We start from the raw sequence: 13,355 nt of genomic DNA on the forward strand, positions 1-13,355 counted from the left end.
AATTTTTGCAAGAAGGAATCAGAATTATGACAGCCCAACCTATGAAGATTAGTGCTTTTGCTAGCAAGCTGACTGCTTTGAAGCAAGCTCGCTTTAGTGGGCGGCTGTTCCTGAAAGGTACCTTGGGGCAAGAGTGGACTCTTTATTTCTACCTGGGTCGAATTTTGTACGCGACTGGAGGAACTCATCCAGTTAGAAGGTGGCAAAGACATTTAGGAGCTCATTGTTCTAATGTTAATCTAAATCAACTTCATTTAAACTTGCCAAGTAATATTTCTGAAACATCTTCAGAGGTTAGCAAGAATCATCGGGAATATTATTTGCTATGTTTATGGTTAAAGCAGCAACAAATTACCCGCGAACAAGTTGTCAAAATTATTCAAGGCATTGTTCTTGAAGTATTGTTTGATATTAGTCAAGAGATACCGAAGGCGTTACAAATCAAGCAAGAAAACCCTTTGGCTCCCCAGTTATTATTGATTGATGCCGAACAAGCGATCGCTAAAACTCAGGAAATTTGGCAAGCCTGGAAAATCGCCAAAATTTCCGATCTGCTTCCCAATCGAGCGCCGTCAATCAAGCAACCAGAACAACTCCAGCAAAAAACATCGCCTACCGTTTATAAATCTCTGACATTGTTATTAAACGGGCAAAGAACCCTGCGGGATATAGCAGTTCAAACTAAGCGCAATGTTGCGGAAGTAGCCCGTTCCCTATTGCCTTACATTGAAACTGGATTAGTAGAGTTAAATGATATTCCAGATTTAGCAGATCCAGTTGCTCAGGCTTCTTCAGAATTACCTGTTAAAAATTCCCCGGCTTCTTCAGGCAAAACACCCGCTCAAGTGGCGGCTCGGAAACCGTTGATTGCTTGTGTGGATGACAGCCCATTGGTTTGCAAAAACATGGAAAAGATCCTTACATCAGCCGGGTATCAATTTTTAGCAGTCTCAGATTCGATGCGAGCGATCGCTACTTTATTAAATCGCAAACCTCATATCATCTTTTTAGACCTGGTAATGCCTAATACGAACGGCTATGAAATTTGTACCCAATTGCGTAAAGTTTCCGCTTTCCGAGACACCCCGATTATTATCTTGACGGGAAATGACGGTATCATTGACCGAGTCCGAGCTAAGGTTGTCGGAGCTTCAGATTTCATGGGGAAACCCGTCGATGCGGAAAAGGTGCTAGCGATAACAAACAAGTACCTCAAGCACCTCAAAAACAGTTCCCTCGTAGTTAGTTGATTTTTGTTTTCCCTAGGAGGTTTATAGAATGCATACTGCTTTAATCGTTGAAGATACCCTAACTGAAAGGGAAACTTTTGCTAGCTGTTTGCGACGAGGTGGCTTAAATGTTTTAACAGCGAATACTGGAGAAGAAGCCTTAGAAAAAATCAGTACCCATAAACCCGATGTAATCATCCTAGACGTTGTATTGCCCGGTCGTAGCGGCTTTGAACTCTGCCGCGAACTCAAAGCAGATGCAGAAACCAGCAAAATTCCAGTCGTGATGTGTTCCACTAAAAGCACCGACATGGATAAATTTTGGGGCATGAAACAAGGAGCAGATGCCTACATTCCAAAACCAGTCGATCAAGAGGAACTGCTGCGTACTGTTAATCAATTAATTAAAGGTTAGGGAAAATTTTCGTCAGCACCGTCAAGAGATAAGCAATGGAATCTGAATTTTTGTCTGGGAACAAAACCTTAATTGGGCAATTGGAAACCCCAAAGGCAGAGCATAAAGCAGCCGTGGGAGAGCAATTTTTGCGGTTTCATCTTTTTCCGGACATTACCGCACTATTCCCCATGCATCAAATGACAGAGGTGCTGACAATTCCAGTTGGTCAGATTGTCCCCATTCCTCATATGCCAGCTTGGGTGATGGGAGTTTATAACTGGCGCGGTGAGATTTTATGGATTGCGGATCTCGGTCATTTGGTAGGGTTGACTCCCTTATATTTACAGGCAATTAACCGATCAACCTACACAGTCATTGTGATTCATGGGGAACAGCAAATCCTTGGCAAACAGCAAACTGGTAGCCAAATTACAGGAAAAAAGATGCTGGGATTGGTAGTGAATCGAGTTGAAGACATCGAAAGCTGCGATCCAGATTTAATTCAATCTCCTCCACAATCATCTATCACCCCGGAATTGGTGCCATTTTTGCGGGGATATTGGCTGAAATCAAATGGTGAAATACTGGTGGTTCTAGAGGGAGAATCCATCATGGCTGGAATGCCTAAGCCAGAAGTTTGAATGGCTGTTTGAATATCCAGATGTCTTTCCTTGAGTCTGGAATTTCAGTTTTTTAACTCTATCTATATCCCTTAATCAACTCAACTCGCTACACTCATCTACCTTTAGCAAAGTTTAAGCTATGAAGACACCTTCTGATCCTCAATCCGATCCAACAAAAGCCAATATTAAGCGTCGCCTCAGGGGTCGCAAGACAGGTGTGAGCCATCAACCCCCTCCTCTGAAGCTCATTCCGAACCAACAAGATTTAGACGGCTCTCAGAATCTTGAGCAAAAGGTAGACAACAAGGGTAAAGAGCAACTAGAGACAACAGAGCAAGGCAACCTTAAGCCTCCGTCGCCACAACTGAATGTACCCAAAAGCCGCACGCTCCGCAGCCAATTGTTGCGGACAATCTTACCTGTGGTACTAGCACCGCTAGCGATCGCAGGTATTGTCAGCTGGGGGATGACGAATTATCAAGCATCTGGGCGCACCGAGACGAAATTATGGAATGACGCAATGCTATCCTCCAACTTGGCTGGCGTAAAGGTCAAGAATGCGTTGATTTCGTCGTCTTTGGCAGAAAATTCCTTAACGATTGATATTGCGCGTGCTGCTAACTTTGACGAACTAGCAGTGCCGTTGGAGCATGTGGGACTGAGTAACACAGAAAAAATTCAAATTTTGGCTCCAGCAAGCAAAGCCGTTATTAGTACCATTACATCTAATGGAGCGATCGCTCAGAAAGAAGTATTGGGTGGCGAACCGATTTTACAAACAGCTACCGCTCTGTTAGCCGAACTAGAAGTACAAAAGGCTAATTTTGGGGAAAACGCCACCCTAGGGAAAAAGCCAAGCTACGTTGCCACTACAGGTCAACTTCAGGGACTGACCATTATCCCTTACGTTCACAAAGAGGGACAATTAGTTCTGAGTACCTCCTTCGATCGGGACGGCAGAAAGTATAGCCTTGCCGCAGTTCCCGGTATCGATTTGGTCAGTGTTACTTCAATCGATCTTTCGGAAATTGCTGCCGCTGGAAACGAGCATGGACTAATTTTTGTCCTAATTTTTCTTTCCTTGGGAGCCTTAGGTGCAGGCATTGTGGTGAGTTTAGCACGCCGCTGGTCAGCGCCTTTGAAAGAGTTGACGGGGACATCAGAGCAGGTTGCTGCCGGAAATTTGGATGCCTACGTTGAACCTCGCGGTACTACTGAAACCCAAACTCTAGCTGTTAGCTTCAATAACTTGGTGGCACGAGTTAAAGACTTATTAAGCAAGCAAGAAGTTGAAGGTAAGCGATTACAACTGTGTGCGGATATTGCAACCAGTGCCAGAGAATCTCTAGATATTCACGAAGTATTCAAGAAAGCAGTTCAAGGCACGCAACAAATCCTGAACGCAGAACGAGTATTCATCTATCGCTTCAATCCTGACTGGAGTGGCTATGTTGTTGCCGAAGCCGTAGCGTCCGGATTGCCGACCTGCATGAAAATCAAGGTGGCTGATACTTACTTCACCTCTTCAAAGGTGGGAGTAGAACTCTATCGGAAGGGTCGTGTATTTGTCATTGATGACATCTACAAAGCCAATCTCACCCATTGCCACATTGAATTGTACGAGCGATTAAAAATAAAAGCCAATGTAATTACCCCACTGATTAGCGGCGACAAACTACTTGGCTTGATGTGTACGCAACAGTGTTCAACTCCCCGAAATTGGCAGCAGTCTGAAGTTGATTTCTGCACCCAAGTTTCCACTCAATTAGGCTTAGCGATAGACCGGATCGGCTATTTGCAAAAGCGGGAAGTTGAAGCTAAACAACAAGAAGTTGAAGCCAAGCGATTACAGTTGTGTGCCGATATCGCCACCAGCGCTAGAGAATCGTTAGATATCAAAGAAATTTTCGATAAAGCTGTTCAAGGAACTCAACAAGTCCTGAAAGCCGAACGGGTGTTTTTGTATCGCTTCAATCCGGATTGGAGTGGAGATGTCGTCGCAGAATCAATTGCACCAGGTTGGCCTTCCTGCTTGAAAATGACCGTCACAGATACCTACTTCACCGACTCTCCAGTGGGGGTAGAACGATATCGCAATGGTCGTGTGTTTGTCATCAATGACATCTACAAAGCTAATCTTACAGGTTGTCACATTGAGCTGTATGAGCGATTAAAAATCAAAGCCAATGTGATCACCCCGATTGTCAGCGGTGATAAACTGTTGGGCTTACTGTGTACGCAGCAGTGTTCAAATTCTCGGAATTGGCAGCAGTATGAAGTTGATTTTTGTTCGCAGTTGTCTACTCAAGTCGGTTTAGCTCTAGATCGAATCAGTTTCTTAGAACAGAAAGAAGGTGAAGCAAAACAGCAAGAAGTTGAAGCAAAACGCATTCAATTGTGTGCCGATATTGCTACTAGCGCTCGTGAATCTCTCGATGTCAAAGAAGTATTTGAGAAAGCCGTTGTTGGCGCTCAACAAATTCTGAATGCAGAACGAGTGTTTTTGTATCGCTTCAACCCAGATTGGAGTGGGGATGTAGTTGCCGAATCAGTGATGCCGGGTTGGCCTTCCTGCCTGAAAATGACCGTGACCGATACTTACTTCACTGACTCGAATGTGGGTGTAGAAAGATATCGCAATGGTCGTGTCTTTGTCATCAATGATATTTACCAATCTGGGTTGACTTATTGTCATGTTGAGTTGTATGAGCGATTAAGAATTAGAGCCAATGTGATTACCCCGATTGTCAGCGGTGATAAATTACTCGGCTTACTGTGTACGCAACAATGTTCAAATCCTCGGATATGGCAACAGTATGAAGTAGACTTTTGCTCGCAGTTGTCCACTCAAGTCGGCTTAGCTCTAGACCGAATCAGTTTCCTAGAACAGAAAGAAACTGAAGCAAAACAGCAAGAAGTTGAAGCTAAGCGCATTCAACTGTGTGCCGATATTGCTACTAGCGCTCGTGAATCGCTAGATGTCAAGGAAGTATTTGAAAAAGCGGTTGTTGGCGCTCAACAAATCCTGAATGCGGAACGGGTGTTTTTGTATCGCTTTAACCCGGATTGGAGTGGAGATGTTGTTGCGGAAGCGGTGACGACCGGCTTGCCTTCGTGCCTGAAAATGACCGTGACCGATACTTACTTCACCGACTCGAATGTGGGTGTAGAAAAGTATCGTAAAGGTCGTGTATTTGTCATTAATGACATCTATCAAGCCAATCTTACAGGTTGTCACATTGAGTTGTACGAGCGATTAAAAATCAAAGCCAATGTAATCACCCCGATTGTCAGCGGTGATAAACTACTGGGCTTGATGTGTACGCAGCACTGTTCAAATCCTCGGATTTGGCAGCAGTATGAAGTCGATTTTTGCTCGCAGTTGTCTACTCAAATCGGCTTGGCTTTAGACCGAATCAGTTTCCTCAAACAGAAGGAAGCGGAAGCAAAACAGCGAGAAGTCGAAGCCAATTTGACACAACTGTTTGCAGACATTGCCAACAGCGCTCGTGAATCTCTCGATGTCAAAGAGGTTTTCGAGAAAGCAGTGATTGGCGCTCAACAAATCCTAAATGCAGAACGGGTGTTTTTGTATCGCTTTAACCCGGACTGGAGTGGGAATGTTGTTGCGGAAGCCGTGACGCCCGGATTACCGACCTGCATGAACATGAAAGTAGCTGATAGCTATTTCACCGACTCAGACGCGGGGGTAGAGTTGTACCGCCAAGGTCGCGTGTTTGTTATTGATGATATCTATCAAGCGAATCTCGCCCCTTGTCACGTTGAGTTGTACGAGCGATTAAAAATCAAAGCCAATGTGATCACCCCGATTGTTAGCGGTGACAAACTACTGGGCTTAATGTGTACCCAGCAATGTTCAACCCCTCGGACTTGGCAGCAGTCTGAAGTCGCTATCTGCACGCAGTTGTCCACTCAAGTTGGTTTAGCGATAGACCGCATCAGCTATCTGGAACAGAAAGAAGCTCAAGCCACGCGATCGCAACTTTTGTCGATGATTACCCTCCGGATTCGGGAAACTCTGAAGCTGGAAGACATTCTTAATACAGCAGTCCAAGAGGTGCGACGCGCATTTAAAACAGATCGCTTGATCGTCTATCGCTTCGATGCGAACTGGGATGGGACGGTAATTGCAGAATCTGTAGGGACGGGTTGGATGCCCACTCAAGGAGTCAAAGTTGAAGATACCTGCTTGAAAGAGACGCAGGGGGGAAGCTACAACAAAGGGCGCATTCGTGCGATTGACGATATTTATCAAGCGGGTCTGAACGAGTGTCACGTTAAAATGTTGGAGCGCTTTCAAGTCAAAGCTAACTTGGTCGTGCCCATCGTGGTAGATAACGAGCTATTCGGCTTGATGATTGCTCATCAATGTTCGGGGACTCGCATTTGGCAGAAGGGTGAAATCGATTTGTTCACCCAGTTGACAACTCAAGTAGGTATTGCCCTCAACCAAGCGACGCTGCTGGAACAGATTCAAACTTTGCTAGCGGCGCAAGAGGAAGCAACCCGCCAACAATCTGCAAATGCCGAACAGCAAAGGTCAGCCAAGGAAGCCCTGCAAAAACGAGCGATGGAACTGCTGCTGGAAGTCGATCCCGTCAGTAAAGGAGACCTGACCATTCGGGCGCAAGTGACTGAAGATGAAATCGGCACGATTGCTGACTCCTACAATGCCACGATCGGTAGCTTGCGGAAAATTGTTAGCCAGGTGCAAACTGCCGCCAAACAAGTGGCAGCAACCACCAGCACCAATGAAGTTTCTGTCCAAGAGTTATCGGCAGAAGCTTTACGGCAATCGGAGGAAATTTTAGTGGCTCTGGATCGAATTCAGGAAATGTCCACCTCAATTCGAGCGGTTGCTGCCAATGCCGAACAAGCGGAAGCTGCGGTTCAACAAGCGACGCAGATTGTGAAGGAGGGTGACGCTGCCATGAACCGCACGGTGGACGGGATTCTAGCAATCCGGGAAACTGTTGCAGAAACCTCCAAAAAAGTCAAGCGCTTGGGCGAATCTTCGCAAAAGATTTCCAAGGTGGTAAACCTGATTGGCACCTTTGCCGCTCAAACGAACTTGTTGGCGCTGAATGCTTCAATTGAGGCGGCACGCGCTGGGGAAGAGGGTCGAGGCTTCGCCGTCGTTGCGGATGAAGTGCGATCGCTAGCGCGGCAATCGGCAGCAGCAACGGCGGAAATTGAAAAGTTGGTTGCAGGCATTCAAGCAGAAACCAATGAGGTGGTAGCGGCGATGGAAGCAGGCACCGAGCAGGTTGTTACAGGAACGAAACTGGTGGATGAAACCCGCCAAAGCCTGAACAAAATTACGACTGCCAGCGCCCAGATCAGCGCCTTGGTGGAAGCGATCGCCCAAGCGGCTATCGTGCAATCCAAAGCTTCCGATGCAGTCACCAAAACCATGACCGATGTGGCAGCGATCGCCACTAAAACCTCAACGGGAGCCACCGATGTATCGGCATCCTTTAAGGAATTGCTAGCGTTGGCGCAAGAACTGCAAGCAAACGTGGGTCGATTTAAAGTTAGCTAATGGGTAATCGGTAATCGGTAATGAGTAACGGGTAATTGGTAATGGGTAATTCTAATGGGTAATCGGTAATCGGTAGGGGCAAGAATCCAACCAACTACCAATTACTAAACCTCTTTTCCCCAATTATCAATTCCCAATTCCCAACCCTCATACGCCTTTTCCCCAATTACCAATTACTAATTACCAATTACCAATTCAGTATTATGGCGCTCGACTCTGATATCCGCGACCAAGCCTATCAGTTCTTCATTCAAGAAGCTCCAGAGCTGTTGCAGGTCATCGAATCGGAACTGCTGACGCTCAAGACAGAGCGGACAACCGCGAAAGTTCACAGTCTCATGCGTGCGGCTCACTCGATTAAAGGGGGATCTGCTTGTGTAGGACTTGAAACAATCAAAACAATAGCTCACCGCCTTGAAGATATCTTTAAGGCACTCCACAACAAAGAGTTAGAGATTGATGCCGAACTAGAAAGCTTGTTGCTGCAAGCCTATGATTGTCTCCGCCTCCCTTTAATGGATCAGATTCTGGCGGGTCATTTCAACGCAGAACAGGCGATCGCGATCGCCGAACCCGTGTTTGCCAAAATTGAGGCGCAATTAGGAGATTTCCTCACCGGAGAGGAAGTTTTACCCAATGCAGTGGAATTGGGAATCGATATCACCTTATCGATATTTGAAGTGGACGTGGCGCAGGAACTAGAGCGCCTCACCAATGTTTTAGCCCATCCTGAAAGCAATCAAGTAGCCGGAGAATTGCGGGCACTCGCTGATGTATTTACCGGCATCGCAGAATTATTAAGTTTGCCAGGATTTGGAGCGATCGCTCAAACTACTTTGGCGGCTCTCGATGCTCATCCCGAACAAGCCTTGCAGATTGCTAAATTGGCATTATCTGATTTTCTGGCAGCGAGGGAAGGCGTACTTGCAGGCGATCGCTTGCTTGGCGGTTCTCCCTCTCCCGCTTTAACAAAACTTGCTGCTGCTTCTCCAGTTCAAACTTCGTCCGTAGCAGCGGTTACAGTCATCCAACTAGCTTCCGAATTAGAGCTACTGACACTGACTGAAGATGAAGAGGAATCAGCGCCCTCTTTTTCCTTTTCTTCTATTGAAGATATTTTTGGTAGCTCTGTCCTCTCCTCTGAAATCAATGAAGATTTCCTAGACGTTTCGGCACTATTCACATCTGAAGAAATTCCCGAAACAGAGTTAGGCATTCCAGGGGAAACGCTAACTTCTATCGCTGATTTCGATGAAATTCTTGATTTCTCAGATTCCAGTCTGTCAACTCAAAATCAACTCCCTCTTTCCACAGTTGATGAGCCTGACCACCTAATCTTAACAACAGATGAGGAAATCCTTGAACAAAAATTAAGCGAACGAGAACAGAAACAGACTTCGGATAAAATTTTTAAGGATTCAAACTTAATACCAGAAATTCCAGAAGTTCCGAATAATTACTCTTTTGATGGACTGAAACTTCCGGCACTGCCAGCAGCTAATAAAAATCAAGAATTTGAGTTAATAGCTCAAGAAGAGATACTCGCTTCCCCTCCTTCTCTCGATGAAGTTTTTGGTAGCTTCGTCTCAAATTTGCCAACGATAGAAATTGAAAATTTATCCTCTTTTGAGGTAGCAGAGCCGACGGTGCTAATTGAGGAACGGTCTGAATTAGAGCCAAATATTGAAGAAACTGACCTAGTTACTCTCCCAACGATAGAACTTACGCCAGTTTCACCGCCAGCTCCAGAACTACACTCAGAATTAATTGAAACACAATCTCCAGCGAATATTCAAGAAATTGTTCAGAAAATCGAACAATTATTTGACAGCTTACCTTCCGTAACCGAGCTTCCAGTCAATCTAGCTAACACAGAAAATTCGCCTCAGCTAATTCAGACAGAAATCGACAAACTAGCATCTAAAACCTCTAAACCCGCTAAATTGCCTGCTGCCAAAGACAAGCAAAAGGAGACTATCACCCCTACCAATCCTACTCCCCAACTTTCTGTTCGAGTTGACCTAGATCGACTGGAACGAATGAATAACTTGGTGGGTGAACTTGCTATTAACCGAAACGGTCTTTTCCTTCAAAACGAGCAACTACAGGCAACGGTGAAAGAACTGCTGCGGCGGTTTACTAAATTTCAGGAAATCGCCAATCATCTGCGCGATTTATCAGACCAGATGATAGTGGCTCCAGAACGCCATTCTATCGCATCAGACCAGCAAACTTTTGCGCCTCTAAAACCAGGAAATTCGGGTGTAAAAACGCGATTTACAGCCTCTGAAACTGGGGAAAATATAGAGCCAAATTCTCTGTCTTCTAGCACTTCTACACCCCTAATTTCTTCGTTTGACTCCCTAGAGATGGACAGCTATGGAGAATTACACTCAATGGTGCAAGAAAGTCTCGAAGAGATGGTGCAACTCGAAGAAATCGTTGGGGATGTGGCACACTTAGCTGGGCAATCAAGCCAAACTTTAGAAGGTCAACGTCAAATGATCGCCCACTTGCGGGATGATTTGATGTGGGCGCGGATGCTTCCCCTGCGCGAAGTGTTGAGTCGTTTTCCGAGAGTCTTGCGCGACCTTTCCACAAAATACAAAAAGCCAGTCGATCTGAAATTAAGCGGGACGGGAGTTTTAGTTGATAAAGCAGCTTTAGAAAAACTCAACGACCCTTTACTGCACTTGCTCCGAAATGCCTTCGATCATGGCATTGAGCCGCCAGAAGTACGCCGTCAGCGAGGGAAACCGGAGCGAGGTCAGATTGAAATTCAGGCTTATCATCAGGGAAGCCATACGATTATTGAAGTCCGGGATGACGGTCAAGGAGCCAACCTAGAACGCATCCGTTTGAAAGCATTAGAGTTGGGGTTGCTTTCACCAGAACAAGTGGCTATAACTTCAACAACTCGACTTTTAGATTTGCTATTTGAGCCAGGATTTTCCACTGCGGCTCAAGTCAGCGAACTGTCGGGTCGAGGAGTGGGATTAGATGTGGCGCGATCGCAACTGCGATCGCTCAAAGGTACCATCACCATCACGACCACTCCTGGAAAAGGTACCACCTTTACGTTACGCATCCCGCTGACGCTGACGATTGCCAAATTACTCGTCTGCTTGGTTGGTTCCACTGCTTACGCCTTCCCCGCTGACAGCATTGAAGAGATTGTAATTCCGAAAACTGACCAGATGAAGCACTCTGGAAAACAGAGATTTTTGCACTGGCGCAAGCGGATCGTTCCTGTCTATCACTTATCAGAATTACTGGACTACAGTTGTCCGTTGCCTGAATCAATTCCCAGCCAAGCTTTAGTCGCCGTTCCCACTCCCGAAGCTTGGGCACCACCGATGCTGCTAATCCGCCGAGATAACCAAATTTTCGCTTTAGAAATCGATCGCTTGGTCACAGAGCAAGAATTGGTGATTAAACCCTTTGGTGCAGCGATCGCGCCTCCAAGTTATATTTACGGTTGCACGATTTTAGGAGATGGGAGCCTGATTCCGGTAATTGATGGGGCAACGCTTCTGACTCAGATGGTTGGGCAAAGTAAGAACGCGATCGCTACGACTACTTTCACCGATCTGCCAACTGCTTCCCCCATCACAACTGCATCAATTGACAAAACTAAAGTATTCGCGAATCCTGCCAAATCGCCTTTAATATTAATCGTCGATGACTCGATTACCCTGAGGCAAACTTTAGCTTTAACACTCCAAAAAGCCGGATACCGCGTCTTACAAGCAAGAGATGGAAGGGAAGCCATCGAACAGTTACAGCAAAATTCCAGCATTCAAATGGTAGTTTGCGATGTGGAAATGCCGAATCTAAATGGCTTTGAATTTCTCAACCATCGTCGTCAAGATCCGCAGCTATCGAAAATACCCGTCGCGATGCTGACTTCCCGCAGTAGTGAAAAACATCGGCAATTAGCCACTCACTTGGGAGCCAGTGCTTACTTTAGCAAACCTTACTTAGAGCAAGAATTTTTAGCAGCACTCAAAGCCCTTTTTGAAAAAAGTGGAGCTTTAGGAGCTGTCGTTCGTAGCTCATAATGATGGGAGCATCTCCATGTTTTTAAAAACATCAATTACAGTCCAGAAACCCACCCCACCCCTCTGGGTGAATCGGGAGGAATAAATCCTACTTTCCCCTAAAAAAAGGCATGAACAGCGCTTTAATCAACTCAACCCCCCCGGATTTCGATCGGTTAGATGTTTCCGCGTCTGTACCCGCTATTAAAGTGCTTGTGTTTAGCATTGGTAGCTTAAACTTGGGTTTGCGGATTGAGTCTATCTATAAAGTGCTGAATTCTACCCAAATTTTTGGCAGCGGACAGAATGGAGTCGGGATTGCTCATGTAGGCGATCGCGAAGTGACTGTTTTGGATCTACAGCAGCGGTTATTTTCATCCAACCCAACCCATGAAACCCTTCAGGGAGCCTACCTGATTGTTATTCAAAATAGCGAAAGCGAGTTGTATGGTATCCCCGTGGAAACCGTTCCCGCTTTGATAGATGTACCCTTATCCACGATTCGAGTCTTACCCGAATCCTTTCGTCACGCTAATACCCTAGGGATAGCCAGTCACGTTGCTGTCATTTCTCAACCAGAAACTTCTCTAACCTTATTTCTGTTAGATATTGATACAACAACGAAACTTTCTTGGGGAAATTTGTCTCTGCCACCGGGTACGGAAGAGGAGACACGGCAGCATCAATAATACTCGGTTGGAATAGGTAGGAATTAGCGATCGCATCTCCATCTCTCTTCAGCGCGATCGCTCTCGTTAATTGATATTGACTTAAAACAAAATCCCCCAGCACCCTGAAAAAGAGGGGTACTGGGGGAGCAAAATCATGAAATTGCGATTAGCGGATTGGCGGACAGGGAACGGGTGGAAACCCTCCCGCCTCAATCACGAAATCATCAAAGTCCTCATCTTTTCCTGGTTGGGGTAGCCCTGCATCATCCCAAGCGATGCGAACGCCAGTAATTTCTTCGTTTGTGCCACCAGCCAAACTGCCATTAAACGCAGCTGCTAAGTTGGTGGTGGATCTGACACTGCGTCGAGTTTGACCTGTAGGGCTAACAGATTCCAGGTAGAACGCATACCGGGTATTCGCCTTAAAAGTATATTCGCTGAGTCGATTTTCTACAGCTCCCCCATCAACTGTCCCCAGAAAATCGATTGCCGTGCCAATATTATTTTGACCAGGTGAGGAAGGCTGAGGCTGTTCGCTGCCGAAGGCGTCATAGGGTTTGACTTCCTGAAATAGCACCGTCTCTTCACCCGTATCTAAATTGACGACGCCAAGCGTTGATAGATAAGCTCCGTGGGACTCTTTGAATTCAAATTCAACCGTCGTATCCACCGGGAACTGGACAGCTTCATTTCCAAACAAATCTTCACCGTGAACGGGTGTTGCCACGCCCATAAACCCAGCCGCGATCGCTCCCAGTAGCCACTTGAACCCGGTGGTTCTACCGTTTTTACGCTTCATCTGCCTCATCGTATTCTTTCTCCTGCTCACACT

7 protein-coding genes are annotated in these 13,355 nt (G+C 46.0%); 6 read left to right on the plus strand and 1 reads right to left on the minus strand.

All coding sequences use genetic code 11. From position 1 onward, the window contains the following. The first annotated feature begins 26 nt into the window (after positions 1 to 26). The 6 genes from H6H02_RS13995 to H6H02_RS14020 all read left to right on the plus strand — a co-directional run bounded on the left by H6H02_RS13995 (position 27) and on the right by H6H02_RS14020 (position 12,541). Positions 27 to 1,250, plus strand: a complete 1,224-nt coding sequence (locus H6H02_RS13995) for a response regulator (protein ID WP_190818677.1) — start codon at positions 27 to 29, stop codon at positions 1,248 to 1,250. 28 nt (positions 1,251 to 1,278) lie between these two features. Then, positions 1,279 to 1,644 carry a response regulator gene (locus H6H02_RS14000; protein WP_190818679.1) on the plus strand — a complete coding sequence of 122 codons (366 nt, stop codon included), beginning with the start codon at positions 1,279 to 1,281 and terminating at the stop codon, positions 1,642 to 1,644. A gap of 35 nt (positions 1,645 to 1,679) precedes the next feature. Further along, positions 1,680 to 2,267, plus strand: coding sequence for a chemotaxis protein CheW (locus H6H02_RS14005; RefSeq protein WP_190818681.1), 588 nt, complete (start codon positions 1,680 to 1,682; stop codon positions 2,265 to 2,267). 121 nt (positions 2,268 to 2,388) lie between these two features. Then, complete coding sequence (locus tag H6H02_RS14010; protein WP_190818686.1) at positions 2,389 to 7,812, plus strand: GAF domain-containing protein; 5,424 nt, start codon at positions 2,389 to 2,391, stop codon at positions 7,810 to 7,812. Between the two features lie 203 nt (positions 7,813 to 8,015). Next, the gene (locus tag H6H02_RS14015; RefSeq protein WP_190818692.1) at positions 8,016 to 11,873 is read left to right on the plus strand and encodes a response regulator; all 3,858 of its coding nucleotides are present in this window, start codon (positions 8,016 to 8,018) and stop codon (positions 11,871 to 11,873) included. Between the two features lie 110 nt (positions 11,874 to 11,983). Beyond that, positions 11,984 to 12,541, plus strand: coding sequence for a chemotaxis protein CheW (locus H6H02_RS14020; RefSeq protein WP_190818694.1), 558 nt, complete (start codon positions 11,984 to 11,986; stop codon positions 12,539 to 12,541). Between the two features lie 148 nt (positions 12,542 to 12,689). On the opposite strand, the gene H6H02_RS14025 is transcribed toward H6H02_RS14020, so the two are convergent. Continuing rightward, on the minus strand, positions 12,690 to 13,331 hold the full coding sequence (locus H6H02_RS14025) for a hypothetical protein (protein WP_190818696.1): 642 nt from the start codon (positions 13,329 to 13,331) through the stop codon (positions 12,690 to 12,692). Between the last annotated feature and the right edge of the window lie 24 nt (positions 13,332 to 13,355).

Source organism: Coleofasciculus sp. FACHB-1120 (assembly GCF_014698845.1).
In the GTDB taxonomy this organism is placed as follows: domain Bacteria; phylum Cyanobacteriota; class Cyanobacteriia; order Cyanobacteriales; family FACHB-T130; genus FACHB-T130.

Excerpts from the sequence above, each read along its gene's own strand:
- H6H02_RS14020 (WP_190818694.1), top strand. The coding sequence starts at position 11,984 with ATGAACAGCGCTTTAATCAACTCAACCCCCCCGGATTTCGATCGGTTA.
- H6H02_RS14015 (WP_190818692.1), top strand. The coding sequence starts at position 8,016 with ATGGCGCTCGACTCTGATATCCGCGACCAAGCCTATCAGTTCTTCATT.
- H6H02_RS14005 (WP_190818681.1), top strand. The coding sequence starts at position 1,680 with ATGGAATCTGAATTTTTGTCTGGGAACAAAACCTTAATTGGGCAATTG.
- H6H02_RS14000 (WP_190818679.1), top strand. The coding sequence starts at position 1,279 with ATGCATACTGCTTTAATCGTTGAAGATACCCTAACTGAAAGGGAAACT.
- H6H02_RS14025 (WP_190818696.1), bottom strand. The coding sequence starts at position 13,331 with ATGAGGCAGATGAAGCGTAAAAACGGTAGAACCACCGGGTTCAAGTGG.
- H6H02_RS14010 (WP_190818686.1), top strand. The coding sequence starts at position 2,389 with ATGAAGACACCTTCTGATCCTCAATCCGATCCAACAAAAGCCAATATT.
- H6H02_RS13995 (WP_190818677.1), top strand. The coding sequence starts at position 27 with ATGACAGCCCAACCTATGAAGATTAGTGCTTTTGCTAGCAAGCTGACT.